Annotated in this window: 22 protein-coding genes and 1 riboswitch; of the genes, 15 read left to right on the top strand and 7 right to left on the bottom strand. The window is 65.6% G+C overall.

All coding sequences use genetic code 11. The features are described 5' to 3' along the window. Positions 1 to 59: 59 nt before the first annotated feature. The 5 genes from ABZ677_RS02940 to ABZ677_RS02920 form a co-directional block, all read right to left on the bottom strand. Complete coding sequence (locus tag ABZ677_RS02940) at positions 60 to 1,382, bottom strand: helix-turn-helix domain-containing protein (protein WP_094740924.1); 1,323 nt, start codon at positions 1,380 to 1,382, stop codon at positions 60 to 62. Beyond that, positions 1,379 to 2,812 carry an NAD(P)/FAD-dependent oxidoreductase gene (locus tag ABZ677_RS02935; RefSeq protein WP_358366461.1) on the bottom strand — a complete coding sequence of 478 codons (1,434 nt, stop codon included), beginning with the start codon at positions 2,810 to 2,812 and terminating at the stop codon, positions 1,379 to 1,381. Before ABZ677_RS02935 ends, ABZ677_RS02940 begins: the two co-directional genes overlap by 4 nt. Then, positions 2,809 to 4,686: a DUF3556 domain-containing protein gene (locus ABZ677_RS02930; protein WP_358366460.1), complete on the bottom strand. Its 1,878-nt coding sequence runs from the start codon at positions 4,684 to 4,686 to the stop codon at positions 2,809 to 2,811. The genes ABZ677_RS02935 and ABZ677_RS02930 overlap by 4 nt, the downstream gene beginning before the upstream one ends. A gap of 88 nt (positions 4,687 to 4,774) precedes the next feature. After that, positions 4,775 to 6,271, bottom strand: a complete 1,497-nt coding sequence (locus tag ABZ677_RS02925) for an AMP-binding protein (protein ID WP_358366458.1) — start codon at positions 6,269 to 6,271, stop codon at positions 4,775 to 4,777. A gap of 153 nt (positions 6,272 to 6,424) precedes the next feature. After that, positions 6,425 to 7,540, bottom strand: a complete 1,116-nt coding sequence (locus ABZ677_RS02920; protein WP_358366456.1) for a hypothetical protein — start codon at positions 7,538 to 7,540, stop codon at positions 6,425 to 6,427. 184 nt (positions 7,541 to 7,724) lie between these two features. On the opposite strand from ABZ677_RS02920, the gene ABZ677_RS02915 reads away from it, so the two are divergent. The 14 genes from ABZ677_RS02915 to ABZ677_RS02850 all read left to right on the top strand — a co-directional run bounded on the left by ABZ677_RS02915 (position 7,725) and on the right by ABZ677_RS02850 (position 19,260). Then, the gene (locus ABZ677_RS02915) at positions 7,725 to 8,783 is read left to right on the top strand and encodes a 2,3-butanediol dehydrogenase (RefSeq protein ID WP_358366454.1); all 1,059 of its coding nucleotides are present in this window, start codon (positions 7,725 to 7,727) and stop codon (positions 8,781 to 8,783) included. Next, entirely contained in the window at positions 8,780 to 9,547 is a 768-nt protein-coding gene (locus tag ABZ677_RS02910; protein WP_094740930.1) for an acetoin reductase, read from the top strand. Before ABZ677_RS02915 ends, ABZ677_RS02910 begins: the two co-directional genes overlap by 4 nt. Before the next feature lie 44 nt (positions 9,548 to 9,591). Then, positions 9,592 to 10,887: a GAF domain-containing protein gene (locus tag ABZ677_RS02905; protein WP_358366452.1), complete on the top strand. Its 1,296-nt coding sequence runs from the start codon at positions 9,592 to 9,594 to the stop codon at positions 10,885 to 10,887. Between the two features lie 21 nt (positions 10,888 to 10,908). Then, on the top strand, positions 10,909 to 12,954 hold the full coding sequence (locus ABZ677_RS02900; protein WP_358366451.1) for an FUSC family protein: 2,046 nt from the start codon (positions 10,909 to 10,911) through the stop codon (positions 12,952 to 12,954). A gap of 34 nt (positions 12,955 to 12,988) precedes the next feature. Then, complete coding sequence (locus ABZ677_RS02895) at positions 12,989 to 13,633, top strand: HEAT repeat domain-containing protein (protein WP_358366538.1); 645 nt, start codon at positions 12,989 to 12,991, stop codon at positions 13,631 to 13,633. A gap of 9 nt (positions 13,634 to 13,642) precedes the next feature. Next, positions 13,643 to 14,617, top strand: a complete 975-nt coding sequence (locus tag ABZ677_RS02890) for a HEAT repeat domain-containing protein (protein ID WP_358366450.1) — start codon at positions 13,643 to 13,645, stop codon at positions 14,615 to 14,617. A gap of 23 nt (positions 14,618 to 14,640) precedes the next feature. After that, the gene (locus tag ABZ677_RS02885) at positions 14,641 to 14,988 is read left to right on the top strand and encodes a plastocyanin/azurin family copper-binding protein (protein WP_358366448.1); all 348 of its coding nucleotides are present in this window, start codon (positions 14,641 to 14,643) and stop codon (positions 14,986 to 14,988) included. Between the two features lie 19 nt (positions 14,989 to 15,007). Further along, complete coding sequence (locus ABZ677_RS02880; RefSeq protein WP_358366446.1) at positions 15,008 to 15,418, top strand: DUF2752 domain-containing protein; 411 nt, start codon at positions 15,008 to 15,010, stop codon at positions 15,416 to 15,418. A 113-nt stretch (positions 15,419 to 15,531) separates the two neighbouring features. Continuing rightward, positions 15,532 to 15,729 carry a hypothetical protein gene (locus ABZ677_RS02875; protein ID WP_358366444.1) on the top strand — a complete coding sequence of 66 codons (198 nt, stop codon included), beginning with the start codon at positions 15,532 to 15,534 and terminating at the stop codon, positions 15,727 to 15,729. A 125-nt stretch (positions 15,730 to 15,854) separates the two neighbouring features. Continuing rightward, entirely contained in the window at positions 15,855 to 16,511 is a 657-nt protein-coding gene (locus ABZ677_RS02870; protein ID WP_358366442.1) for a GntR family transcriptional regulator, read from the top strand. Further along, positions 16,508 to 17,764: an MFS transporter gene (locus ABZ677_RS02865; RefSeq protein ID WP_358366441.1), complete on the top strand. Its 1,257-nt coding sequence runs from the start codon at positions 16,508 to 16,510 to the stop codon at positions 17,762 to 17,764. Before ABZ677_RS02870 ends, ABZ677_RS02865 begins: the two co-directional genes overlap by 4 nt. A gap of 30 nt (positions 17,765 to 17,794) precedes the next feature. Next, entirely contained in the window at positions 17,795 to 18,409 is a 615-nt protein-coding gene (locus ABZ677_RS02860) for a hypothetical protein (RefSeq protein ID WP_358366440.1), read from the top strand. 103 nt (positions 18,410 to 18,512) lie between these two features. Beyond that, on the top strand, positions 18,513 to 19,055 hold the full coding sequence (locus ABZ677_RS02855) for a hypothetical protein (RefSeq protein ID WP_358366438.1): 543 nt from the start codon (positions 18,513 to 18,515) through the stop codon (positions 19,053 to 19,055). Between the two features lie 10 nt (positions 19,056 to 19,065). Beyond that, the gene (locus tag ABZ677_RS02850; RefSeq protein ID WP_094640899.1) at positions 19,066 to 19,260 is read left to right on the top strand and encodes a hypothetical protein; all 195 of its coding nucleotides are present in this window, start codon (positions 19,066 to 19,068) and stop codon (positions 19,258 to 19,260) included. A gap of 86 nt (positions 19,261 to 19,346) precedes the next feature. Here the strand turns inward: ABZ677_RS02850 and ABZ677_RS02845 are convergent, their stop codons facing one another. Both ABZ677_RS02845 and ABZ677_RS02840 read right to left on the bottom strand, forming a co-directional pair. Beyond that, positions 19,347 to 20,684, bottom strand: a complete 1,338-nt coding sequence (locus ABZ677_RS02845; RefSeq protein WP_094632467.1) for a M1 family metallopeptidase — start codon at positions 20,682 to 20,684, stop codon at positions 19,347 to 19,349. Between the two features lie 6 nt (positions 20,685 to 20,690). After that, a complete protein-coding gene (locus tag ABZ677_RS02840; RefSeq protein WP_358366435.1) occupies positions 20,691 to 24,671 on the bottom strand; it encodes a Pls/PosA family non-ribosomal peptide synthetase in 3,981 nt (1,326 codons plus the stop codon). Between the two features lie 160 nt (positions 24,672 to 24,831). Next, positions 24,832 to 24,947: riboswitch (SAM riboswitch) on the top strand. Positions 24,948 to 25,002: 55 nt separating this feature from the next. Between ABZ677_RS02840 and ABZ677_RS02835 the strand changes: the two genes are divergently transcribed. Then, positions 25,003 to 26,334 (top strand): aminotransferase class V-fold PLP-dependent enzyme, encoded by a 1,332-nt coding sequence (locus tag ABZ677_RS02835; protein WP_358366433.1) that lies wholly within the window; start codon positions 25,003 to 25,005, stop codon positions 26,332 to 26,334. Positions 26,335 to 26,423: the final 89 nt, after the last annotated feature.

Genomic DNA, 26,423 nt, shown 5'->3' with positions numbered 1-26,423 from the left:
GAGAGTTGCAGTGGGTTGCAGCGCGCCGAGGTATCGACCGTGTCGAGAAGAAGCCGTGTCTACGTATGGGTGGGCCTGAGAACCAGGGCTCCCAGAAACTGACACACCTGCAGTGCCAGCGCGAGATCGAGCTTGTCCCCGCTGGTCGTGTGTAGTTCGAGCGCTTTGGTCACCCGATACTTCACCGTGTTGCGGTGGACATTGAGTTCCTGGGCCGCGTGCAGATGACTCTCGTCGTGCGCGAAATATGCATGCAGGGTGTTTCTCAGCACGGCCGCGTTTGGCGTGTCGTCCGCGAGCGTGCCCAGCGTCTCCCAGACCCAGTACCGGGCCGAATCGAGATCCTGGGCGAGCAGCGACACGATGGCCACATTCTTGTCGCCGTAGCCGAGAACCTCACGCACAGGTGTCCCGGGTATCGACGCGATGGAGTACGCGGCACGTGCCTGCTCGTGGGTCCGGCGGAACCCGTCGACGCCCTTGCCCGGTAACCCGACGGCCATGCGGGTGGAGGGGTCGAGGCGAAGGGCCGCAGCCAGTTCGGCCGTATCGACCGTCGGCGTGCGGGTACCCAGGGGGATCCAGGCCCACGCGGTTCGGCGATCGATCGCGGTGACGATCGGCGGACCTGCGGAGCGCATCGCCGCGGCGGCGCGGCGGGAAATGACGTCGATCGATCCGAGGGTCGTCGTCGAGTCCGATCCATCGCTCCATACGACGACACCGAGATGATTCTGGTTCAGCAGGTAACCGGTGTGGGCCTCGAACGTCGTTGTGGTTCCGCTCCGGTCGGCCAGCAGTGTGTGAATGGTCGACGAATGAACGGTTCCCTTGGCCCCGATCCACCGAATGCGTTCGGTCTCGTATGCGTCGAAGACGAACAGCGTTATCCAGTCGATGTAGTTGTAGACGACGTCCGAAATATGTTTCAGGACAGCAAAATCGAGCTCCGAATCGTTCGAGTTCTTCTTCACTTCCTCGAAGCAGATACTCATCATTTCGTTCTGGCCCAGGTGATAGGCCCGCACCAGTGAATTCGACGGAACATCTCGCTGAGCAAGGCGCAGTGCGTACTCGACGGCTGCGGTGGTCGGCTGCAGGCGGTCGACCGGAATGTCGTTGGCCAGTACGTGCACGATCGTCGAGATGTTGCCGTGGACAGAGGCCTCGAGAAGCTGCACGAGGACGGGGTCGTCGTCCAGATGATCGATATCGTGCGCCATGAGCGAGGTCATCGCCCGGACCATGTCGAGTTCTCGCGCCGACAGCGACCGCGCGACCTGTGCGACGGCGGCGAGAACGTCCTCGTGGGCCGTCGCAGGCACATGAGCAAGCCGGCTGCGGGCAACCGCCCGACGGTCCTCGGGTTCGAGGTTCGTCACCCCACGTCCTTCTTCTGCCGCCGTAGGTATCGCAACGCGGACTCCGCTGCGTTGTATCCACACATTCCGTGTGCGCCGGCACCCGGGGGAGTCGACGCGGAACACAGATACACACCGGGAACTCCGATACTGTACGGATCCAACGCAATTCGAGGTCGAAGTACCACCTGAAGTTCGGTGTTCGCGCCCCCGATGATGTCGCCGCCGAGGTAGTTCGGATTCGAGGCCTCCAGTTCGGCGGGGGAGGTGACGACGGTGGCGACGACGATATCTCGGAATCCAGGTGCGAATCGTTCGATCTGGGCGATGATCGCCTCGGTCGCGTTGCCGGTGAATCCGTTGGGCACATGGGCGTACGCGTACAGCGGATTGATCGACCCGGCAGATCGCGTCGGGTCGGCCACGTACTGCTGGCCCACCAACACGAACGGCCGATCCGGCATGACGCCCAGATTGATCGCCTTCTCGCTCGCCGCGATCTGCTCGAAGGAACCTCCCAGATGAACGGTGCCGGCGCGCCCGCACGCGGCGTTCGTCCACGGTACGTGTCCGTCGATCGCGAAATCGATCTTGAATGCGGCCGGAGCACGACGAAACTTGCGGTAGGAGCGCGTGATACGAGAGGGCACCGCATCGCCGTAGATGTCGAGAGCGCCGCGCGGTGACGTATCGAGCAGGACCACGTCGGATCGGGGAATGTCCGAGGCCGTCCGTACCCGAACGCCGGTGTCGATCTTGCCACCGTGATCGGCCAGCATCGACGCCAATGCCTGCGCTATCGCCCCGGAACCGCCCTCGGCCACCGGCCAGCCGTAGCGATGACCCGAGGCAGCGAGCATCAACCCGACGGCCGACGTCGCCGGTCGGTCCAATCGGTAGTAGGCGTGAGCCGCCAGCCCGCCGAACATCGCTCTCGCCTTGTCCGTTCGCCACCACTTCGCCGACACGGTGGCCGGTAGCAGTGCGCGTGGACCGAAGGCCGCAAGGGCCAGCGGGTGCCGCGGCACGTTCGCAATCGGGCGCATCAAGTCGGCAGCGAGGACATCGAAATTGCGGGCCAGGTCACCGAACATCCGGTTCCAGCGCACCCCGTCGACACCAAGACCGTCGGCCGTTGCCTCTATCGACCGGTGGATCGATCCTGCATCACCGTTGTCGAGCGGGTGCGCGCAGTCGATGTCCGCCAGTTGCCACCGCAGGCCGTAGCGCTCGAGGTCGAGCGTGCGCAGATACGGCGAACCCGCACCCATCGGATGGAACGCCGAACACAGATCGTGGGTCACACCCGGCACTGTCATCTCGGCGCTGCGCGTTCCCCCGCCGATGGTGTCCGCGGCCTCGAGAACATGAACATCGACCCCGGCGCGAGCGAGGCGTACCGCGGCAGCGAGCCCGTTGGGCCCGCTGCCGACGACCACGGCTGTGGTCATACCTGCTCGCCGCGTTGCGGAGCGGGCGCGACGACGGAGTCGCCTGCGGGGCGTGCGGTGTTCTCGCGCATCTTCGGTTCCTTCACGGTGCCGGGATCGGTGGCGGCGCGGTTCGCGTCGATGTCCAGTGTCCACGTCACAGTCACCGGAATCGGGCCGTTCGGCAACCACGGCTGCTGCTCGATGGCATCGGAGACCTTGTACGTACCGCGTTCGATGACTCCCAGTGCCGCATCGATGACCTGATATTGCTGGTAGCTCTTGTGAATGGGCTGCGACTCGATCCAGACCACGAGAAATTCTCCCGGCGCGAAATTGCATCGGCGTTGAATCGCCGCGATCAGCTTGGCGTCGTGCAGATGGCCGTCACCGAAGTTGAACGCCACGATCGAATTGCACGAGAACTCGGCGTCACGCAACGTGTAGGTGTCGATGTCCTCGCCGAGGTGATTCATCATCAGAGAGAACAGTGCGCGACCCTGGCTGTGCATCGAACGCCAGCCGAGCAGCTGGTGCATCACCACGTCGGCGACATCGGCCGGATAGGTCGCCAGCAGTTGAGTGCGAGTGTTCTGGCTCGGCCGCTTGATGAACTCGTCGATCTTGTCCTCGCAACCGGGAGCGAACGCCCACGTCGCCGACGCCCAGTTGCCGGCGTACTGACGCATCGACGGCAGGAACGAGACCAAATCGGGTCGGAGGTTGCCGACGATCGGGAAGAACACGAGCGCAACGACGATGACGGCCAGCAGCACCGGAGAGGAGAAGTCCCATACGGCGAAACCGTCGGCGTTCGGGAATCCGAGGAAAAGGAACACCGCCGCGAACGCGAAGAACAGATTCCATTCCAGCGGGACGGCGAGCGGGAACGTCGAGGTGATGAACAGGTGGAATGCGACCATCAATGCGGCGGCAGCGAGAGCGACGACGGCATCGGTGGTGAAGAGCAGGACCAGCGGCGTCGCGACCTCGACCAACGTTCCGAGGACGTGACCGATGCCGCCGGCCATCGTGGACGGGCGAAGGTCGTCCGGGAAGTTGCGGTAATGCGCGCGCTTGAGACGGGTCGAGGTGATCCACGGGGTGTTCGAGAGCATCGGCGGAATGACCATCGAGAAATGGTGGCCGAGCTTGGAGATTCCGGCACCGACCCACACCGAGACCATCAGCAGTTTGAGGGCGATGATCATGTCGACGAACGGCAGTAGCCCGAAGAACAGCACGGCTGGGAAATACTGCTCACCGCGGGCGGCGATGAAGATGACCTTGTCTCGCAACCCGATCACGACGAGAAGGGCCGCGAGGATGATCATCAGTGCGGGCCGCACCAGGCCGTTGTTGTCCGCGATCGCAGCGTCGATCGAGCTGCTGTGCACGCCGGGAAGGATCAGTGCCGCAACGATGTTGACCACGATCGCGGCGTAGACGATGACATCGAGGACCGTGCGGCTGTCACCGGAGGTGAAGGGCACCTTTCCCGGCCACGGTGGCAGACGAATCGTGTTGGGACGCAACCAGAAGAGCGCGCCGCCCATCATCGGCTTGAAGTGACCGGCAAGCGGGCCCCACGATCCGCCCAGGCCGAGCGTTTCGAGGAGCAGCGTCCACAGCAGGATCTTCTGGTACACGATCGGTTCGTTCCACCACGCCGAGAAGTCGAGAGGATTGTGCCCGGAGGTCAACGTGGCTATCGACACGCCGATGGCGAGGTAGAGGACTGCGAGTTTGAGAATGTAGATGGTGTGCACCATCTTCGGGGTTCCGAAGCCGTGGTCGGCCCAGTGGGTCGACATCGCCCGCAGTCGGTCGCGGAACGGTAGATCGAGGAAGGTGGCCGGGTCGACCGGCGGGAAGTTTCCTTCTTTGAATCCCATGTCGTTACTCCTGTGTGGGTGGTGTGGGTACGGGTGATCGCCTCACCGGGATCAGCCCTGGTGAGTGAGATGTTCGGAGCTGGAAAAGTCAGCCGACGGGTGCAGCGGTGGAGCGGAGTTCGGTGCGCAGACGGGGCTTGTCGATCTTGCCGACGGGGTTCTTCGGGAGCGCGTCGACGAGGTGAATCGCAACGGGCAGTTTGACTTTCGCGACGAGATCACGGATGTGGTCCAGAAGTTCGGCGGATCCGACGGTTGCGGCCGGGTAGGTCACCACGTACGCGACGGGGACTTCGCCGTACACCTCGTCCGGTGCGCCCACGACGGCAACTTCGAGCACATCGGAATGGGTGGCGAGGGCATTCTCGATCTCCTTCGGATAGATGTTCTCCCCACCGCGAATGATCATGTCCTTGATGCGATCGACGAGGGTGAGGTAGCCATCGACGTCGAGATGCCCGACGTCGCCGGTGTGCAGCCATCCGTCGACGACGGTCCGTTCGGTCTCCTCCGGGCGACCGAAGTAGCCGCGCATGACGTTCGGGCCCGAGATCAGCACCTCACCGACGGTTCCGACGGGCAGGTGGTGGCCGTCCTCGTCGACGATGGCGATGCTCTGGCCCGGCAGTGCCGGACCGACGGTTCCCAACTTGCGGACTCCGGTGGGGGGATTGCACGCCGATGCGCAGGTCCCCTCGGTGAGGCCGTATCCCTCGACGAGGGCGAAACCGAATCTCGACTCGGCGCGGTCGAGAAGTTCCTTGGAGATCGGTGCGGCCCCGCACACGCCGAATCGGACGGACGAGAAGTCCGACTCGGGGTTCGGTGGCTGCGCGGCCAGCAACGCGTAGATCGTGGGGACGGCCGAGAAATAGGTCGGACGAAGCTCTTTCACGTCCTCGAAGAACCTTGTTGGACTGAACCGTCCGGTGATGCTGACCTGGCCTCCGGCGATCAATGGAGCGAGAACGCTGACGCAGATGGCATTGACGTGGAAGAGCGGCAGAACGAGCAGGCAGTGATCGTCGGCGGTCAGATCGAGATGTGTTGCCATCGCCGACGCCATGTACTGCAGATTGGCGTGGGTCAGCTCGACGCCTTTCGGCCGCCCCGTGGATCCGGAGGTGTAGATCAGCAGCGCAAGGTCGTCGGACTCGGGTTCGACCGAGCCGAGATCATCGAAAGATGTTGTGGTGGAGCCGAGTTCGTCGCCCGAGATGTCGTCGACGGTGAGGCAGACGATGCCGTCGACGCGCGGACGGCCGCTGTCGGTGATCGCGATGACCGCACGCGAGTCCGTGATCTGATGATGGGCCTCGGACGGCGTCAAGGTCGGGTTCACCGGAGTTGCGACCGCACCGATACGCCACGCGGCCATGATTGCGATGATCAGTTCGACTCGGTTGGGAAGTATCACGGCAATCACGTCGCCCGTGCGGACCCCGTGTGCAGCCAACTGTGACGCGAAAACGTCTACGCGCCCGGCGAATTGGGCGTACGTCAATTCGGAGTGGTCGTCGCGAACGCACGGTCGATCTGCTCTTTCGGCCGAAGAACGCCACGGGAAGTACCCGATGACCGTCATGTGTGGATCCCCTCGCTAGTGCTGTGATCCACGACACTAGTGACGGAAGGTGGGTGTCGATAGAGCTCGCGAGGCCAGAGATCGGCTCATCTGTTGTTCTCCGAGCATAAACACGACCGACGTCGATCGCCGGTCGTGTCTCGGCTGTTCGTCTCAGGCCGGCGAGAGCTTCTTCAACCCCAACGATTGGAATCCGACGACGTAGATCAACGTCCACAGCACCAGCCAGTCGATGAATCCCAGTGCGTTCCCGGAGATCCCGGCGGCGACGGTGGGCTCGTGCAGGATGTGCTCCGCGACGACGTAGTAGTAGGCCAGGAACGTGCCGATGGCCAAGGCGAAGGTCAGCACCGCGCGCCCCGCCGCGGGGAAGCGATTGCCGAAGCCGTTGGCCCAGAAAATCATCCAGAAGGCCCAGCAGACTCCGATCTGTGCGGGGAACTGGTTGATCACGGTGCCCAGCTCGGCGGTGGCGTCGGAGCCGACCAAAAGTTTCGCCAGCGGGACCATCAGGAAGTAGATCGCCGTACCGAGTGCGGCATTGCCGACCGTCGCCGCCAGCGCGGTCCGGCCTCCACCGCCGGCCAGTTTCCAGGGCCAGTTGTCGAGGGTCTGGCCGGTGAGGATCACCGAGACGACGATCGAGTAGAACCAGCCGAGCGCGGTGTCGACGGACATCAGCGGATCGGTGGCCGAGAGCGAGACCGAGGGCAGCCCGAACACGACATACAGCGCCAGAGTCGGCACGGCGACGAAGGCGATCTCGCACAGCCCGATCAGCGGTTGCTTCATACGCAGTACGGTCCACGGCCAGTGCTGCCAGTTCAGGACCACCATCACCCAGGTTCCGAACCCGAACAGCACGAACAGCGCGCCGGCGAAATAGCCGAGTCCGCCCTCCCTCGAGCCGGCGAAGTCGGGATACAACGACCCGAGGCCGCTGCCGAGGATCCAGGTGACGGCCACGGCGAACACTGCCGTCGAGGCCAGGATGGTGAGCCCGCGCATCGGTTGCTTCAGCGAGTCGAATCCGGCGAATTCGCAATCGAATCCGATGAACACGATGAACAGAATTGCCCAGAACAGCGCGGCGTTGAAGGGGAGGGGATAGAAGTTCCACGGACTGGTGGTCGGGTCGGCCAGCAGATACCACGTCGCAAGCGACACGGCCGCGACGACGGCGAGGTTGGCGACTCCGAACAAGATCCAGTTGCCCTGTGACCGAGCGATTTTCGGCTTGCTCAGTGGGCGGTCTGCGGTTGCGGTCATGGACTGCTCGTTTCGGTGTGAGCGACAGTGGACGCCGTCACTATGAGCTGAATCACACCGGACCGTCAGGGTTGCGGGAGGTTGCAACGCGGCGGGCGCACTGCAACTCACTGCAACCCTGGCGGTTGTGCTCCGGGTCACATAGACCTGTGTGCATATCCAATCCAGTCAGGAGTGAAAATCGATGCGCGCAGCTGTGTACTACGGACCCAACAAGGTGGAGATCACCGACGTTCCCGAGCCCAGCCCCGGTGAAGGGCAGGTCAAGGTCAAGGTCGGGTTCAACGGAATCTGCGGAACCGACCTGCACGAGTACTACGCAGGCCCCATCTTCATCCCCACCTCTCCGCATCCGCTCACCGGTCAGGAGATGCCGCTGGTGCTCGGCCACGAGTTCTCGGGCACGGTCACCGAACTCGGCAAGGGTGTCACCGGAATCGCGGTGGGCGACCGCGTCGCCATCGAGCCGCTCTACCGCTGCGGGCACTGCGGACCGTGTCGGGCGGGCAACTACAACATCTGTGCGCAGATCGGTTTCCACGGACTGATGTCCGACGGCGGAATGGCCGAATACACCGTTGTGCCCACCGACATGATTCACGCCTTGCCCGACAACGTCTCGCTCGAACTCGGAGCCCTCGTCGAACCGATGTCGGTCGCCTATCATGCTGCGACACTGGGAGATCCGAAGCCCGAGGACACCGCGATGGTGTTCGGAGCCGGGCCCATCGGCATCGGCCTGTGGTTCGCGCTGCGGGGCAAGGGACTCGACAACGTCTTCGTCGTCGAACCGTCGCCGACCCGTCGAGCATCGATCGAAGCGCTCGGCGCGAAGACTCTCGATCCGACGGCCCTCGACATCCCCGCGTACATCGCCGACCTCACCGACGGCAAGGGTGCCGACGCCATCTACGACGCGGCCGGCGTACAACCTGCCGTCGAGGCCGCGCTCGGCTGCATCGGTGCGCGTAAGCCACTCGTCAGCGTCGCGATCTACGAGAAGCCGCTGACCACACCGCTGCAGAAGTTGGTGATGAACGAATCCCGCATCCAGGGCTCGCTCTGCTACACCTCCGCCGACTACGAGGCCGTCATCGATCTGATGAGCCAGGGCCACTACGACACGACGGGCTGGGTCGACAAGATCACGCTCGACGGCGTCATCGACGACGGTTTCGAAGCGCTGCACGCAGGCACCAAGATGAAGGTCCTGGTAGACCCATCCACCGGAGCGGCATCATGAGCGCGGTGTTGGTGACCGGAGCGGGTCAGGGCATCGGCCGGGCAATCGCGTTGCGGTTGGCCAACGACGGTCACGACATCGCCCTGGCGGACCTGAACGAGGACAAGATCGCCGGCGTGGCCGACGAGGTGCGTCGAACAGGCTCGAAGGCAACGACATTCGTGGCCGACGTCAGTGATCGTGACCAGGTCTTCGCGGCCGTCGAACACACCCACGAGGCGCTGGGCGGCTTCGGCGTCATCGTCAACAATGCCGGCATCGCCCAGGTGGCACCGCTCGACGACGTCCGACCCGAGGACGTCGCGAAGATCTGGGCCGTCAACGTCGACGGCGTGCTGTGGGGAATCCAGGCTGCCGCAGCCAAATTCAAGGCTCTCGGCCGGAAGGGAAAGATCATCAACGCGTCGTCGATCGCCGGTCACGACGGGTTCGCGATGCTCGGGGTCTACAGCGCAACGAAATTCGCGGTCCGGGCCCTGACTCAGGCGGCGGCCAAGGAGTATGCCGCGGACGGCATCACCGTCAACGCGTACTGCCCCGGCGTCGTCGGCACCGACATGTGGGTCACCATCGACAAGCGGTTCGCCGAGTTGACCGGCGCAGCGGAAGGCGAGACGTACGACAAGTTCGTCGGCGGCATCGCCCTCGGTCGCGCGCAGACCCCGGAGGACGTCGCGGCATTCGTCTCGTATCTGGCCGGACCCGACTCGGACTACATGACGGGCCAGGCACCGTTGATCGACGGTGGTCTGGTCTACCGGTAACCCCCGTCGATGCTGCTTTGTGAGCTGGAGCACAATTGTCTGTGATGATGCAGTCGACAGGTCCCGAACCTGCGCTGGCGGCCGGTGAAGACCCGCGCCGCTACGCGCAGATTCTCACTGCCGTGTACGACGCGACCATGACCGGCGGCAAGTCGCCCGCGCGCCCCAGAGAGGTCATCGGGGACTCGTGGCGCCGGCTGCAGACCCTCGGCATCGACCCGGAACTGGGCAACCCTGCCGAGACGCAGATGGATGTCTCCGATCTCGAACTGAGCCGTCGGGAGTCGGGATTGTTCGACATCCTCGACGATCTGGCCCGCGGATTGGAATCGGTGGTACAGGACGGCGACAACATCCTCGTCGTCGCCGATCGACACGGCCGAGTGCTGTGGCGCAGCGGATCGACGGCGGTACTGGACCGCGCCGACGACCTCGGATTCGTCGAGGGTGCCAACTGGGCCGAGGATTCGGTGGGCACCAATGCCATCGGAACGGCTCTGGTCTCCCGCCGCGCGGTACAGATCTTCTCCGCCGAACACTATGTGCGCAGCCATCATTCGTGGACGTGTGCCGGTGCGCCGATTCGGGATCCTCGGACCGGCCAGGTACTGGGAGCCATCGACGTCAGCGGACCGGCAAAGACGGTGCATCCCACCACCATCGCACTGGTCGACGCCGTCGCACGGTTGGCCGAATCGCAACTGCGCGAGATTCATCGGAGCACACTCGATCGACTGCGTTCGGTGGCCGCACCGATGCTCGCGCGCCTGCAGTCCCCGGCCCTGGCCGTCGACGCGAACGGCTGGGTCGCGGCCGTCGAATCGGTGGCGCTACGCAATCGCATCCTGCTGCCCGAGGATCTCGCGACGGGACGCTTCTGGCTGCCGACCCTCGGTGTGTGCGACTTCGAACCCCTGCCCGGTGGCTGGCTCGTCCGACCCGCAGGCCCAGCGGACTCGTCGGTCGCGGACTCGGGCAACACGACGAGAATTCGCATCGACCTGCGCAATTCGCAGAAGCCTCGCATCGAAGTGCGCAGCGAGGTGGGGGAGTGGACCCACGAGCCGACGCCCCGGCACGCCGAGATCCTGTACCTGCTCGCCACCCGTCGCCAAGGACGGACCGCCGCGCAGATGGCGACCGATCTCTTCGGCGACGACGGCCGCGCGATCACCGTGCGGGCCGAGATGTCGCGGCTGCGCAAGCACCTTGCAGGCATCATCTCCACGCAGCCGTATCGGTTGGACGAATCGGCGACCGTGGAGGTGATCACGCCGTCGGACATGAGCCGGTTGCTCCCGCATTCGTCGGCCCCTGCGATCCGGGCGGCACGGGGCTGAGCCGTAGCGCAGAATCGGGGAATGAAGCGCCTCGCCCGAATCCTCGACGCCTCGGATCCGGGGCAGGTACGGCTGCGCAGCGCGTCGGCGACGACGCTGACGGTGCTGTTGGCGATGGTGCTCACCACGCGCGCCATCGGTCAACCCGTGACCGTGGCGATGCTCGGAACCGTCGTGGCGATGCAGGCGTCTGCAGCAGTGAAGGACAAGGACCAGCGCAGTCGGCTGATCACCACCGCGCTGATGGCGCTGCCCGCATCGGCGGCGGTGGCGTTGGCGGCGTTGCTCTCCGAGCTCGGCAAGGTGGCCGACGTCGGATTCATCGTGGTGCTGTTCGCGGCGGTGTGGGTGCGCCGGTTCGGCCCCCGCGGTACGGCGCTGGGGATGGTGTCGTTCATTTCGTACTTCTTCGCGCTGTTCCTGCGCGCGACCCCGGGGCAGCTACCGATGTTGATCGCAGCCATCCTCGGCGGCTTGGTGATCGCCCTGTTCGTGCGAGCCGTCGTCTTCCCGGACCGGCCGGTCGTGGAGGTGCGCCGGCTGCTGTTCGCGATGCGGGCGGTATCGGCCTCTGTGCTCGAGGCGGCGTCGGCAGGGGAGAGCCGCGACCTGAACCTGGTGCGCCGCAGGCTCGATCGGCTCGGCAACACCGCGTTGATGATCGACGACTGGCTGGACCGACACGATGCCGGGCAGCTGCTCAGCGTCACCAGTGCCGATCTGTCACTGCGAGTGTTCGACGCCCAGATCGCGACCGAGCAACTCGTCAGCTCGCTGTGGGCTCTCGATCCCGCCAAGCCGTGGCCGACGTCCCTGGGACAGGCGACCACCGCGCTCGGGTCCTGTCTGCAGAACACACCGTCCTCGGAACAGCTGCGGGCGGCTCGCCGATTGGCGGCGGCAGCAGCCGAGCGAGCCGACCCGTCCACCCCCGCCGGCATCACGACGGTTTCTGCGCAGCGAGCCGTGCAGGCGCACATCGCGATTCATCACATCACCACCAATGCGGTTGCCGTCGATGCGGGTCCTCGAGTCGTCCCCGAACCTGCCACGAAGGACGCGCCCAGCGGACTGAACCCCAGCACGAAGGCCGCGATCCAGGTGGCCGTCGCCACCAGTGCGGCGACGGTGCTGGGTGAACTCGTCTCTCCCGACCGCTGGTACTGGGCGGTGCTGACGGCCTTCCTGGTGTTCACGGGGGCATCGACGCGGGGTGAAATCCTCACGCGGGCAGGTCAACGCGTTCTCGGAACGATCGCGGGCGTGCTCGCCGGGGTGGTGATCGCCGCTCTGGTGGGCAACGATCAACCCCTGCAGCTGGTGTTGATCGTCGTCTGCGTATTCTTCGCGTTCTACCTGGTGACGGTCGCCTATGCGCTGCTGTCGTTCTTCGTGACCATCCTGCTCGCAATGCTGTACGGGCTGCTGGGCACGTTCAGCATCGAGGTGCTCGAGCTTCGGATCATCGAAACCGCCGTCGGTGGTGCCGTCGGAATGGCGTCGGCGTACTTCATCTTCTCGACGAGTACTCGAAAGACGTTGATCGAGAAGGTCGATACGTACCTCGAACAGCTGGATGCGCTGATCGAATCGAGCGTCGAATCGGTTCTCTCACCGGGCGGCGCAACCGACCTGGTGGCGTCGACGCGGACGCTCGACAATGCGCTGAAAGATGTTCTGACATCAGGAAAGCCACTCGTGCTCGGGCCGACCACCCGCAGCAGACGTGGTGCCAAGCGACTGTTGCGGGTGCTGGCCGTCAGCAGTCGATCGGCGCACGCACTGGCCCGTGCCGGGGTGCTCGCCTCCCGCGCCGACACGCAGACGGCTCCGTCGGACGAGACTGCCCAGGCGCTGCGCGAGGCTGCGGCTCTGGTGCGCGACACCGTGCGCCAGGTGGAGGCAGCCGTTGCCGGGGAGCACGTCGACCCGCCCGAGAAGATCACCGAGACAACGGTATTGGATGTACTACTCACCTCCACCAACGCGCCCGGTCCGCTGCGGGGTGCGGTGCGGGCACTGAACACGATGAACCGAACACTGGCCGATGTGTTGACTCGGGCTTGACCTTCACACCGTGACAAGGTCTTGGCTGACCGTCATGAACTCGATGAATCTCGTAGGTGGGGCACTTCAGCACAGCAATCCGTCGGTGCGGCTTCGGGCCGCGCTCGACATCGGTACGACACCGGATCCGCGGCATCTCGACGCCCTGGTGCAGCGGTGCTCCGTCGAACCGGATTTTCAGGTGCGGGAGATGTTGACGTGGGCGTTGATCCGACTGCCCGCGTCACTGACGGTTCCGCGTCTGATCGATCAGGTGCGATCCGGCGGGGCACAGGCTCGCAGCCAGGCGTTGCACACGTTGTCCAAGATCCAGGACCCGTCGGCGTGGCAGGCGATCACCTCTTCCGTGCTTGCTGATCCGGACGACGAAGTGGCCCGCAGCGCATGGCGGGCGGCGGTGGTCCTGGTGCCGCCCGGGAGTGAACCAGCATTGGCGACGATGCTGGCCACTCGACTCGGCCGAGGTGGGCACGACGTCCAGCGAAGCCTCAGCCGTGCGCTCGTTGCGCTCGGATCGGTGATCGAACCGATGCTGCGGGAGGCCGCGTCGAGCAGGGATGTTGCCGTTCGCGCTCACGCGCGAGCGACCGAGGCGCTGCTGCTGGACCCGGATGCCGGGTTCGCCGTCTTCGAGGCCAAACGTGTCGATGCCCTTGGCGTAGTCGACTCGGCGGGGTGAGATAGAACGATGCTGATCGGTGAGGTGGCGCGGCGGTCGGGTGTCAGTGCGCGCATGCTCCGGCACTACGACCGGCTCGGTCTGGTGCAGCCGACGTCTCGCAGCGGCACCGGCTACCGCGAGTACTCGCCGGACGATGTGCGACGCCTCTTCCACGTCGAGTCTCTGCGTTCGCTCGGGTTGTCGCTGCACGACGTCGGTCGCGCGCTCGACGATCCCAGTTTCGCGGCGTCGGGACTCGTCGACGAGCTCGCTGCCCAGGCCGAGGAACGCATCGCTCGGGATACCGAGTTGCTCACGCGGTTGCGTCGAATCGGCGACCCGCGGCCGCAGGACTGGGAGGACGTACTCGGCACAGTGGCGATGCTGAATGACCTCGGGTCGGTCAGTGCTGGGAAGCGGCAGACGGCGGCACTGGCGTCCGCCGGCGATCGACCCATTCCGGCGGACGCTCTGGCCGAGGCGGTGCTGCGTGAGCCGGCACCGAATGTGGCCGGTGCGCTGCGGTGGGCTCTCGCGCACTCGGGTGGTGACGCGATCGGGCCGCTGCGGGAAGGGCTGAACTCACCGGACCCCGATGTACGACGCCGCGCCGTGGACACCGTCGTCGAGATATCCCACCCCGATTCCACCGTCGTGCTGCGGGAAGCGCTCTGTCACGACGACGATCAGGTCAGGCGGGTCGCTGCGCTGGAATTGGCGACTCGGGGCATCGCCGACGCCATCCCGACGCTGATCGAGATGGTCCACGACGGAACGAACGATGTGGACGCCGCCGATGCCCTGGGCATGCTGGGATCCGCCGACTCGATCGTGGCGGCATTGATGGATGGCATCGACGACTCCGTGGTGCGACAGAGAGTGGCGCAGGCGTTGGCGAGCATCCCTGGTCCGGCAGCAGTGCACGCGCTGCAGCAGTTGAGCCAGGATTCGGAACGATCGATTGCACTGACTGCCGAATACATCCTCGGCCGGAGGGAATGAGCCCTTTGGGTACCGTCGGAGTCATGAAGGCATTCGGGCTCCTCGCGGCATTGATGATCACGTCGACCCTGACTGCCTGCTCGACCGCAACCACCCCGGCCGCGCCCACCGAACCGGTCGCCGAGAACCAGGTCACCGTCGCGGATCGGATGTACTCGCCGAAAACGCTGACGATCTCCGTGGGAGACACCGTCACCTGGGTGTTCGCCGACCGCGGCATGGCCCACAACGTCGTCGCCGACGACAACTCGTTCCGGAGTCAATTGATGGAGACCGGTCAGTTCACGCACACCTTCGACACCGCGGGCACCTTCACCTACCACTGCACCCCGCATCCGGACATGACGGCATCTATCGTCGTCGAGCCCTGAAACTCCTAGGCTCAGGGGCATGACGGCACCGACCCGAGGACGCAGCATCGCCGCGCCCCTCGGCGTCGCCGCTGCCGCTGTCGGTGGGGCCGTACTGCTGCACGTCCGCGACCCGCGAACCTCGACATATCTGCCCTGCCCGCTCCACGCGCTGACCGGACTGTGGTGTCCCGGATGCGGCACGACCCGGGCTCTCGGCGACCTCACCCGCGGAGACATCGCGGCGGCCGCGTCGAGCAATGTCGTTGCGGTCGTCCTTGCCGTCGTCGCTGTGGCGGTGTGGGCACTGTGGCTGCGGGCTCGCTGGGCCGGACGCCCGCTGGTGCTCCCGCGATTCGACCGTTCGACGGTGGTTGTCCTGCTCGTTGTTCTGACCTTCTTCACCGTGGTGCGCAACACCCCGTGGGGCACCGCGATCGCCCCGACCTGACACCTCTAGGAGTTGGACATGCTGCTGGAAATCTTCTCGATCATCGTGCTGCTGGGCGTGCTCATCGCGCTCATCCCCACGGCCCGCCGCGTCTTCAAGAAGGGTGACGACGAATGAGCGACACACTGAAGGATCGCGTTCGCGCGAAACTCCTCGCACAACTCGCCGACGACGGAGGCACGGCCGCCGAACAAGCGGAGGGCGACGACCCGCGTCTGAACGCACTGCGCGACGACCTCGAAGCACTGGAGTCGGCGCAGGACGGGGATCCGGTGATCGACGACATCGCTGCGAGGCACTGGGTGCCCTGACTGCCCGGCCCCCTGGGGAGTCAATGTGACGTTCGGTGGCCTTTTCGGTAGTCAATGTCACGTTGAGTGGACTTTTGCGGGTCCCGAAATTGGTGCACAGTTGAGGTGCATCTAGTATCTATGTTGTGTCCGAGACGAAATCTGCCGCCGATACGGCGTATGTGACGGTCAAGGAGCTCATTGTCTCGGGTGAACTACCCGGCGGTGAGCTTGTCAGTGAGGGTGAGATCGCGACCCGGCTCGAGATCAGTCGCACTCCCGTACGCGAGGCATTTCTGCGTCTGCAGGTAGAGGGGTGGATGCGGCTGTACCCCAAGCGCGGGGCACTGGTGGTGCCGATCGCGGTGGGTGAGGCGGAGAGTGTCGTCGATGCGCGTCGCCTCGTCGAGGCAGGAAGTGTTCGCGCGTTCATCTCCGACGAGACGGCCCGCAGTACCGTCGTGCATGCGCTGCGCGAGAACCTGCAGTTGCAGGAGAAGCTGGCGGTCGACGGCACCGCCGCGCAGTTCAGCGCCGCCGACGCCGACTTTCACCGCATCGTCGTTCGAGCAGGGGGCAACCCCTTGCTCGACGCGTTCTACGACGGACTTCGCGAGCGTCAGCGCCGGATGACCGCAGCCTCGTTGACGCGTGATCCGGGCCAGATCTCCCGCATCGTCGACGACCATCGCCGACTCACCGACCTGATCGAGGCCGGCGACGCAGACGGATTCGAGCGGACCGTCGAACAACACATGCTCGGGGTGCACGGCCTCCGACCGGACAGAGGGGGAGCACGATGAGTGAAACGCTCACGAACGATCGCGACATCGAGCTGACTGCGCGACGCTGGCTGCTGGTGGCGTCGGGCATGTTCGCTGTTGCATGGGGCGGTAACGAGTTCACGCCGTTGTTGGTGATGTACCGGCTCGATCACGGCTTCTCGGCCGTGGTGGTCGATACGTTCCTGTTCGCCTACGTGCTGGGCATCATTCCGGCGATGCTGATCTGCGGGCCGCTCTCGGATCGACTCGGCCGACGCCCGATCATGTTGCCCGCCCCCGCCATTGCCGCAGCCGGGTCGATCCTGATCGCGGTGGGACCGGACAACGCGTACCTACTGTTCGGTGGTCGCGTGCTCAGCGGCATCGCACTCGGTATCGGCATGGCCGTCGGCGGCAGCTGGGTCAAGGAACTCTCCAGCCGCGACGCCACCGCCAAGCCCGGCGCCGGAGCGCGCCGCGCCGCGATGTCGCTGACGGCGGGCTTCGCGCTCGGTGCCGGAGTTGCCGGCGTGCTCGCACAGTGGGCACCCTGGCCGACGCACCTCGCCTACAGCGTGCACGTGCTCATCTGCATCGCCGCCGGCATCGGCATGCTCTCGGTTCCCGAAACCCGTACTGCTACAGCCGCATCCAAGAACAAGCGTCTGCTCGACGACCTGAGGATTCCGTCCGCATCGCATCGCCGGTTCCTCTTCGTCGTGCTTCCGTTGGCCCCGTGGGTGTTCGGTGCCGCCAGCGTTGCCTATGCGGTGCTGCCGTCACTGATGGCCGATGCTCTCGCCGACGAGCCCGGCGGCGGCTATCCCGTCGCCCTGTCCGCCGCGATGGCGGTGATCGCTCTCGGGTCCGGGTTCGCGATCCAGGCCGTCGGGCGTCGAATCGACACTCCGGCCAACGCGAGGGGCGCTCTGGTCGCGCTGACACTGCTGGTGGTCGGCATGGCTGTCGCGGCGTGGGCGGCGTCGGTGTTGACAATCGCCGCGGCGTTGATCGCGGCAGCAGTGCTGGGGTGTGGCTACGGCATGGCGTTGGTCTCGGGTTTGCAAGAGGTGCAACGCATTGCGGGCCCCGACGACCTCGCCGGCCTCACCGCGGTGTTCTATTCGCTGACGTACCTCGGCTTCGCGGTGCCTGCCGTTCTGTCGGCGCTGACCGAGACCTGGCCCGGCGTTGTCACGTATCCGATCATCTTCGGGTTCGGCGCGGTGATGGCCGGCATCTGCGGACTGGTGGTTCGGGCGAAGACGTCGGCTCACTTGCCGAGCGCGTAGGGGCGGTCCGGCTCTAGGATCAGCGGCATCATGCTGCAGTCCTCGCGCACTGCCCCGCCGCATCGGGTGCCTCCGACGGTGGCGTCCGCGGGTGCCACCGTATGGAACCGGCGCGAGGCGTACTGGTTCCTGATCGCCGTGATCGTGCCGGCGGCCTGCTGGTCGAGGTACCCCGCGCTGGTGCCGTACGTGTTCGCGATCGTTCTGCTCGGAGCCCTGGGGTTTCGCTGCAGACGGATTGCTCAATGGGTGTCGATGCTGCGTTGGGGCGTGATCGCCGACGTCGAGACCGTGGACACGGCGCTGCGCGGCGACCGCAACCTTCGCCTCGCGCACGCCACCGGCTGGAACGTCCAACGGCGTTGGTACACAGGAGTTGTCACCGAATCTGCGGTGCGGTATCGGGCCGGGGAGGCGCGCGGTCACCTGTTCGTTCGGGGACTGCCGTTCACCACCGGGGTGGTGCTCGCGCACTCGAAGAATCCTGGATCTGCCATGGCCATCAGCGACTTCCCCTGCGATCTGCAACTGGACGGCAGGGGACGCTGGGCGGCATCGTTTCCGACGGGCTTCTGGCGTCAAGCACTGGCAACGGCAGCGCTGTACGGCTACGCCGTGGCTGGGCTGATCATCTCGCTCGGGTAGCGATGAGGTGAACAGTCAGGTTTGCACCCCAAGGGGTTGACGGCCCCGCCGCCATTTCAATACTTTGGTTAAGGAAATGACGTGCTGAAACCGAAGGGGAATGATGACCAAGCGCAACGCATCACGCATCGCTACCGGAATCTTCGTCGCCGCAGCAGGATTCGGCTCCATAGTGGGGGCAGCAGTTCCTGCGCAAGCGCAGACCGTGGATTCGCCCGCCCTCGGAGTCGCCAAAACCAGTGACAGTGACTTCTCTGTGGCGTTGGTCGGCTACGACGTCGCAGTGGCAGACGACGGAACAGCCACGGCAAAAAATATCGAGACGGGTGCGACGGAGTCGCTGCCTACGCACGCCACCGCCGCAGATGGCAGTCAGGTCGAGGTTCAGTACGCCGTTTCGGGCTCCGCCCTCCGAGTGCACGCGGTGGCGGTGCCCAGCGACGGTGAGGTCACCACGCTGAGTATCGGAAATTGCCTGGCGGGGATCGGGGGAGGTGCGGTGTCCGGGGGCACCGCGGCCGGGCTCGCAGGAGCCGGTGTGGGGACCGTGACGCTCCCGGTCGTGGGTACAGTCGGAGGCGGCTTGGTCGGCGCAATCGGCGGAGCTGTCGGCGGTGGCCTGACCGGTGGAGCAACGTTCTGCTGAGGGAGCGAGCATGAAGTACAACTACTCCGGACCCTGGCCGATTTTCGCCGTGCTGGGCGTCATCGTGTGCTGGGTGCTGTTTCAGGTCGTGGCACTCGATGCGAGTGTCGGCCGTGCCATCGCGTCGCCGATCAATCTTTTCGCGTTGATGTCGGCTGGCTTCTTGACCATCGGCTACGCGCAGAAGCGGCGTCGTCGGGTCTGACCGGCGGATCGGCTCCCCGGATTCGGAAATATGCCTCCGATTGCAGGCCGATATCCGAAACTGGGGAGCCGATCTGCCGCCGAGACCTACGGCAACGACGGCAACTGCTTGTCGATCAACCATGCGTCCCACAGAGTTCGGGGGCAACCGAAGCGGGAGGCGAGGTCGGTGAAGTCCGCGGTCGCCACCGTCGAGTAGCGGTATTTGGAGGTCCATTCCTGGATCAGGCCGAAGAAGCGCTCGTCGCCGATGGTGCGTCGTAGTGCGTGCAGTGCCAGTGCACCGCGTTTGTAGACGCGGTCGTCGAAGATGCGTGCAGGCCCGGGATCGGTGAGCTGCATGTCCATGGCCAATCCGCGCTGAATGGTGTGCGCGCGCTTGGCCTTGTCGTGAGCCGTTGCGCCGCCGGAGTTCTCGGCCCAGATCCATTCGGAATAGCAGGCGAATCCCTCGTGCAGCCAGATGTCGGCCCACTTGCCGAGGGTCAGGGAATTGCCGAACCACTGGTGCGCCAACTCGTGCGCCACCAGACGCTCGTAGTACCGGGAACCGGAACAGTGATTGGCACCGAAGATCGACAGCCCCTGTGCCTCGATCGGAATCTCCAGATCGTCGTCGGTCACCACCACGGTGTACGACGCGAAAGGGTAAGGGCCGTAGAGCCGTACGAAAGTGTCCATCATCTGCGGCTGTCGACCGAAGTCGTGATCGAACTGCGTTCGCAGGCGCGGCGGAGTGATGGCCTTCATCGGCACCGGCCCCGGACTGACGATGCGATGCTCGTACGGACCGATCTGGATGGTCGCGAGGTAGCTGGCCATCGGCTCGGGCTGCTCGTACACCCACGTGGTGCGGCTGGCGCGAGTCTGCTTGCGCACCAACGTTCCGTTGGCCACCGCGTAGTACGGGGAATCGGTGGTGATGGTGATGCCGTAGCTGGCCTTGGACACCGGATGGTCGTCGCACGGAAACCACGACGCAGCACCGTTGGGTTGGCTGGCGACGAGCGAGCCCTCGGTGAGCTCTTCCCAGCCGACCTCACCCCACAAACCGTTGATGGGCTTGGGTGTTCCGCCGTACGCCACGGTCACCACCAGTGCCGCACCCGACGCGATGGGCTTGGCCGGGGTGATCTTCAGCTTGCCGCGCTGGTGGCTGAACTTCACCGAGCGTGAGCCGTTGACCGACACCTTCGACACGTTCATAGCCGGACCGAGATCGAGCGCGAACTTCGACACCGTCGCCGTGGTGACCGCGGTGATCTTCGCCTTACCCGTCAACCGGTTGCTCTCGACCTTGTACTCGAGGTCGAGTTCGTAGCGCGAGACGCGATAGCCGCGGTTGCCGTTCTGCGGAAGGTACGTATCGATCGGATTGTCACTGGAGTCGACGTCGAACACCGGTGCCACGAGCCTGTCCGGCACGGTAGATCACCCCTCGTTTCGGTCGTCGCGAATACGCGGGAAGGGATCACCCTTGGCCCACGGCGCGATCGGATTGCCCTGCCAACGAGTATGCGCGGGAACCGTATCGCCGCGCATCACCAGGGAGGCAGGCCCCACCGTCGCACCATCACCTATACCCGATGCAGGCAGCGCGACACAGTGTGGTCCCAGTGTTGCGCCTCTGCCGAGATCGACCGTGTCCATGGACATGATCCGATCATGGAACAGGTGCGTCTGCACAACGCACCCTCGGTTGACCGTCGCACCGTCGGCCAACGTCACCAGATCGGCCTCGGGAAGCCAGTACGTCTCACACCAGACGCCACGGCCGATGTCCGCACCGAGCCACCGCAACCACATGTTCAGCACCGCGGTGCCCTCCGCGGCGCGAGCGAACCACGGTGCGGCAACGGTCTCGACGAACGTGTCTGCCACCTCGTTGCGCCACACGAACGAACTCCACAGCGGATGATCGGTCTTGCCGATCCGGCCCACCCACAACCACTTCGCCAACGCCGACACCGCCGCGGCCACGAAACCGGCGACGAGCAGGACGACGCCACTGAGCAGTGCCGCCAACCAGTACCCGACGGCGTCGGCGAGCGCGGTGAGCGAGAACAGCACTCCGAGCCCGATGCCGAAGGTCACGACGACGGGGAGCAGTCGACAGGTCTCGACGAACGCCCGGGCGACCTTCAGCTTCCGCGGCGGATCGAACGTGCGCGACGAGTCCGCACTACCGGCGGCCCGGCGCAGCCGCACCGGCGGACTACCGAGCCACGAGGAGCCGGACTTCGCCTTGTCCGGCGTGGCGGACAGAACGGCGACGAGCCCGTTCTTCGGCACGGTTCGTCCCGGCCCGGTCATGCCGGAGTTTCCGAGGAACGCCCGCTTGCCCACCTTGGCGTCGCCCAGATGCATCCAGCCGCCGCCGAGTTCGTAGCTGGCGACCATGGTGTCGTCGGCGAGGAACGCGCCGTCGGCGACGGTGGTGAACTTGGGGATCATCAGCACCGTCGACGCCTCGACGTCCTTGCCGATCTTCGCGCCGAGGAGCCGGAGCCAATGCGGCGTCAACAGAGATGCGTAGAGCGGGAACAGAAAGGTGCGCGCGGAGTCCATCAGGCGTTCGGTGGCCCACACCTGCCAGCCGATGCGGCTGCGCACCGGGTGATAGCCGCCGACGAGACCGATGCTGAGCAACCGCACCGCGACTACGGTGATCACCGCGAACACCGCAAGCGAGACCATCGTTGCGACGGGCAACATCACCAGCCCACGTTCGAAGGCGTCGAGCACGGAGTCCGCGGTGTGAATCCACCAGCCCATCAGCACCAGGCTGACGCCGATCGAGAACAGTGCCATGCCGGACAGGAACAGCGACGCGACGCCGTACGCGAACACCCACTTCGTCGCGCGTGGCGGCGTTTCCGCGGGCCACGGATGATCGGCCTTGCCGACCTTCTGGGCAGGCGAACCGGACCACATCTGACCGGCCTTCACCCGTCCGACGACGGCGGAGCCTGCCGTCACGACGGCGTTCTTGCCGACCTTGGTGCCGGGCAAGAGTGTCGAGCGGGCACCGACGGTGGCACCGGCACCGATCTCGACGCCGCCGATGTAGACGAGATCTCCGTCGATCCAATGCCCGGACAGATCCACCTCCGGCTCGATGGAACAGCCGTCGCCCAGCTCGAGCATGCCGGTGACCGGCGGCATCGTGTGCAGGTCGACGCCCTTGCCGATCTTGGCCCCCAGAGCGCGCGCGTAGTAGACCATCCACGGTGCGCCCGAGAGGTTCGACGCACCGCTGGCATCGGTCAATCGTGTTGCCGCCCACAGCCTTATGTGCATGCTCCCGCCGCGTCGATACGCGCCGGGTTTCAGCCCGGCCAACAGGATGCGAGATCCGATCACCGAGATCGCCATCCGGCCGACCGGAGTGATGAACAGGACGAATGCCACGAGCACCCACCACCACGACAGCGTCGGAGCCCAGGGCACGTCGCCGAACCAGGACATGACGTTGAACAGCAGCCCGAGCCAGGTGACCCACTGCAATCCGGTGAGGGTGGTCAACGGAACCGTTGCCGCGATCTGCGCCCATTGCGCGGTGCGTGACGTAGGGGCGACCTCACGAGGAACGGCCTCGACGACAGGCTTCAGATCGTCGAGATACTGCGCCAGCGAACCCAGCCGCGGATGGTCGTAGAGCTGCGCGACGGTGATCTCGGGGAACCGCTCGCGCAACGCGGTCACCAACTGAGCGGCCGAGAGCGAACCGCCGCCGTTGGCGAAGAAATCGGCGTTCTCGTCGGAAACCTGGGCACCGAGGATGTTGGTCCACAGCTCCGCCACCCACCCTGCCGTCCCGCCGAGCGAGGATGCCCCCGCCATGCCGGGCAGGGGCCACGGCAGGGCATTGCGGTCGACCTTTCCCGAGGTGCGCGTGGGCATCTCGTCCACCAGCGCGAGCCGGGGGACCAGCGCTGCAGGCAACTGCTCGGCCAGCAATTCGCGAGCGGCTTCGAGGTCGAAATCGGGGTTGGTGCTGGCGAGGTATCCGACGAGCACCGAGTTGCCGGCGGCCGTCTTGCGGATGGCGGCCGCCGCACCGCCGACGCCCGGAAGTGCTTGCAGCGCATTGTCTATCTCGCCGAGCTCGATGCGTCGACCGCCGAGCTTGACCTGATCGTCGGCGCGACCCTGGAACAGCAGACCTTCGAGCTCGAGCTTGACCAGATCGCCGCTGCGATACGCCCGTTCCCACCCGAGGGACGGCATGGGGGCGTACTTCTCGGCGTCCTTGGCCGGGTCGAGATACCGAGCGAGTCCGACGCCGCCGATGACCAACTCACCGATTTCGCCGACCTGCACCGGGGTGCCGGAGCCGTCGACCACAGCCAGGTCCCACCCGTCGAGGGGCAATCCGATGCGGACGGGCCCCTTCCCGTCCATGATCGCCGCGCACGCGACGACCGTTGCCTCGGTGGGGCCGTACGTGTTCCAGACCTCACGGCCTTCGACGGCGAGCCGCTCGGCCAGCTCCGGCGGGCAGGCCTCGCCACCGAAGATGAGCAGCCGCACCGCTTCCAGCGCCACCGCGGGCCACAGCGACGCCAGCGTCGGCACCGTCGAGACGACACTGATGTCGCGGGAGACGAGCCACGGACCCAGATCGAAACCGGACCGAACCAACGACCTGGGCGCGGGAACCAGACACGCACCGTGCCGCCACGCGAGCCACATCTCCTCGCACGACGCGTCGAACGCCACCGAGAGCCCGGCCAGCACTCGATCGCCCGGACCGAGCGGGTCCTTCTGCAGAAACATGCGGGCCTCGGCGTCGACGAACGCCGCCGCGTTGCGATGACTGACCGCAACGCCCTTGGGAGTGCCGGTCGAACCCGAGGTGAAGATGACCCACGCGTCGTCCTCCGGGGTGGGCAGTCCGGCATTGCGTTCGGGGAGGTCGTGCTGAGGAACGTCCTGTTTGGGGGCAGTACCTGCGGCGATGCCGCCCGCAGTGACGATGGCCGTCACCTGTGCTTCGCCGAAGACCAACTCGGCGCGCTCCTCGGGATCGTCCGCATCCACCGGCACGTACGCGGCACCGACCGCAAGGATCGACAAGATCGCGACATAGAGGGAGAAGGAACCCGACGGCATGCGGATGCCGACGCGATCGCCGCGCCTGACGCCGGCATCGGCGAGCCACTTCGCGCCCTCGGCGATGTCGTCCAACAACTCCGAATAGCTGACCGACACGGCACCGTCGTCGATGGCGGGGGCGTCGGGAAAACGATCGGCGGTGTCACGGAGAACGTCGATGAGCGTCCGGGCGGGAGGGGCGAGAGACGAGCGAAGAAACTCCGCCGGTGCAGGCGCGACATCCGCGCTCGAACCCGGCAGATCGTTCTCTTGATGCACAGACAACCGGGCGCCCTTCTCGTTTCTTCTCGACATGACTCTGTGGTGCTGGCGAGCAGCAGCGCCGTTGGTTATCTCACGTTCTGTTTGCCAGCAGGTGAACGAGCGCGCCTTCCCACCGCGGGAATCCTACTGCTGCCCACGGGTGAGTTCCGGCTTGACAAAACCGCAGCGAGTTTGCAAATGTCTTCCCCACGGTCACGAGTACCAGCATCAAGCCCCGGCTCGCTGGTCGGCAACCCTCCTCCGCGGTGGGGTGCTCCGGGTGACGACCAGGCTGACGCCGGAAAACCGGCGCGGCAAGCGCGGACTCGTTCACGAACTCCTTTCGGTTGCGGGTCCCTCGAACGTGAGGGCTTGATCTGTCATGACATCCGTACTCTCCCGCCCCTGTGCTCCTTTTGCCCCTGTTTCGGGCACGGATCTACAGGTACCGCTGGTGCAGGGCGGCACCTGCACGTATGCCAACTTCGACTACGCGGCCAGCGCACCGGCTCTGGCGGCGGTGACCGATCGGATCGCGGAACTGCTGCCGTTCTACTCGAGTGTGCATCGCGGTGCCGGATACGCCTCACGGGTCTCCACGGCGGCGTACGAGAAGGCTCGGGTGACCGTCGCCGATTTTGTTGGTGCGCACAAGGATTCGGTGGTGGTGTTCACGCGGAACACCACCGACTCGCTGAACCTGCTGGCCGCGTGTGTGCCGGGCGACACCGTGGTGCTCGATATCGAACACCACGCGAACCTGCTTCCGTGGCGGGACCGAAGAGTGGTGGTTGCTGCGTCGACCCTGGCCGAGACCATCGAGCGTCTCGACGCCGAACTCGCCGCGAAACCCGCTGCGCTGCTGGCGATCACGGGCGCATCGAACGTCACCGGTGAAGTTCTGCCGATCGCGGAACTCGCGGCACTGGCGCACCGGCACGGCGCGCGGATCGCGGTGGACGGTGCTCAGCTGGTTCCGCATCGTCGGGTCGACATCGGCGCACTCGGCGTGGACTACCTCGCGTTCTCAGGGCACAAGCTCTACGCCCCGTTCGGCGCGGGAGTGCTTGTGGGCGCACGTGATTGGTTGGACCTCGGTGAGCCACACCTGGCCGGCGGTGGCGCGGTACGCAGCGTGGGCCTCGACCACACCGAGTGGGCTCCGGCACCGCAGCGGCACGAGGCGGGCACACCCAACGTGCTCGGCGTTGCCGCCTTGGCTGCGGCCTGCGAGGCCATTGCCGGATTCGACGATGCCGAGTTGCAGGCGCACGAGCGGGATCTGTCGTCCCGCTTGCGCGACGGGCTGGCCGCACTGGACGGTGTCGAGCAACTCGAGGTGTGGGCCGATGCACCCGACAGTGTCGGCATCGTCACCTTCACCGTCGCCGGACGCGACCCCGGTGAGGTCGCTGCATACCTCTCCGCCGAACACGGCATCGGTGTGCGCGACGGAAAGTTCTGCGCGCACCCACTGCTGAGCAGGCTGGGGCACGCGGCCGGAGCGGTTCGAGCCAGCATCGGACTCGGCAGCTCGTCCGCCGATGTGGACCGACTCGTCGACGCACTCGCCGCCCTGGTCGAGTCGGGACCGAACTGGCACTACTCGGAGGACGCCGGCTGGTGGAACCCCGTACCCGACCCGCGACCCTTCCCCGAGCTGGCCGACGGAGCCGCCGGGGTTGGATCCCCGTGCACCCCTGCCGACAGTTAGCATGGCGTCATGACCGTGAGTGTCGTGTGGACGGGCAACCGCCACTGGTGCAACAGATACGTGGATCTGTGCCGCACTGCGTCCGGTTC

Origin of the sequence: Rhodococcus sp. NPDC006774 (assembly GCF_040636045.1) — a bacterium.
Lineage (GTDB): Bacteria > Actinomycetota > Actinomycetes > Mycobacteriales > Mycobacteriaceae > Rhodococcoides.
Note: the sequence above shows the minus strand (reverse complement) of the source record. Positions and strands in the feature narration are given on the sequence as shown.

Bases quoted from the DNA above. Each gene is read 5' to 3' on its own strand.
- ABZ677_RS02880 (WP_358366446.1), top strand. From the start codon at position 15,008: ATGACGGCACCGACCCGAGGACGCAGCATCGCCGCGCCCCTCGGCGTC.
- ABZ677_RS02865 (WP_358366441.1), top strand. From the start codon at position 16,508: ATGAGTGAAACGCTCACGAACGATCGCGACATCGAGCTGACTGCGCGA.
- ABZ677_RS02875 (WP_358366444.1), top strand. From the start codon at position 15,532: ATGAGCGACACACTGAAGGATCGCGTTCGCGCGAAACTCCTCGCACAA.
- ABZ677_RS02930 (WP_358366460.1), bottom strand. From the start codon at position 4,686: ATGGGATTCAAAGAAGGAAACTTCCCGCCGGTCGACCCGGCCACCTTC.
- ABZ677_RS02895 (WP_358366538.1), top strand. From the start codon at position 12,989: ATGAACTCGATGAATCTCGTAGGTGGGGCACTTCAGCACAGCAATCCG.
- ABZ677_RS02935 (WP_358366461.1), bottom strand. From the start codon at position 2,812: ATGACCACAGCCGTGGTCGTCGGCAGCGGGCCCAACGGGCTCGCTGCC.
- ABZ677_RS02850 (WP_094640899.1), top strand. From the start codon at position 19,066: ATGAAGTACAACTACTCCGGACCCTGGCCGATTTTCGCCGTGCTGGGC.
- ABZ677_RS02905 (WP_358366452.1), top strand. From the start codon at position 9,592: ATGATGCAGTCGACAGGTCCCGAACCTGCGCTGGCGGCCGGTGAAGAC.
- ABZ677_RS02860 (WP_358366440.1), top strand. From the start codon at position 17,795: ATGCTGCAGTCCTCGCGCACTGCCCCGCCGCATCGGGTGCCTCCGACG.
- ABZ677_RS02840 (WP_358366435.1), bottom strand. From the start codon at position 24,671: ATGTCGAGAAGAAACGAGAAGGGCGCCCGGTTGTCTGTGCATCAAGAG.
- ABZ677_RS02900 (WP_358366451.1), top strand. From the start codon at position 10,909: ATGAAGCGCCTCGCCCGAATCCTCGACGCCTCGGATCCGGGGCAGGTA.
- ABZ677_RS02925 (WP_358366458.1), bottom strand. From the start codon at position 6,271: ATGACGGTCATCGGGTACTTCCCGTGGCGTTCTTCGGCCGAAAGAGCA.
- ABZ677_RS02915 (WP_358366454.1), top strand. From the start codon at position 7,725: ATGCGCGCAGCTGTGTACTACGGACCCAACAAGGTGGAGATCACCGAC.
- ABZ677_RS02855 (WP_358366438.1), top strand. From the start codon at position 18,513: ATGACCAAGCGCAACGCATCACGCATCGCTACCGGAATCTTCGTCGCC.
- ABZ677_RS02920 (WP_358366456.1), bottom strand. From the start codon at position 7,540: ATGACCGCAACCGCAGACCGCCCACTGAGCAAGCCGAAAATCGCTCGG.
- ABZ677_RS02885 (WP_358366448.1), top strand. From the start codon at position 14,641: ATGAAGGCATTCGGGCTCCTCGCGGCATTGATGATCACGTCGACCCTG.
- ABZ677_RS02890 (WP_358366450.1), top strand. From the start codon at position 13,643: ATGCTGATCGGTGAGGTGGCGCGGCGGTCGGGTGTCAGTGCGCGCATG.
- ABZ677_RS02910 (WP_094740930.1), top strand. From the start codon at position 8,780: ATGAGCGCGGTGTTGGTGACCGGAGCGGGTCAGGGCATCGGCCGGGCA.
- ABZ677_RS02835 (WP_358366433.1), top strand. From the start codon at position 25,003: ATGACATCCGTACTCTCCCGCCCCTGTGCTCCTTTTGCCCCTGTTTCG.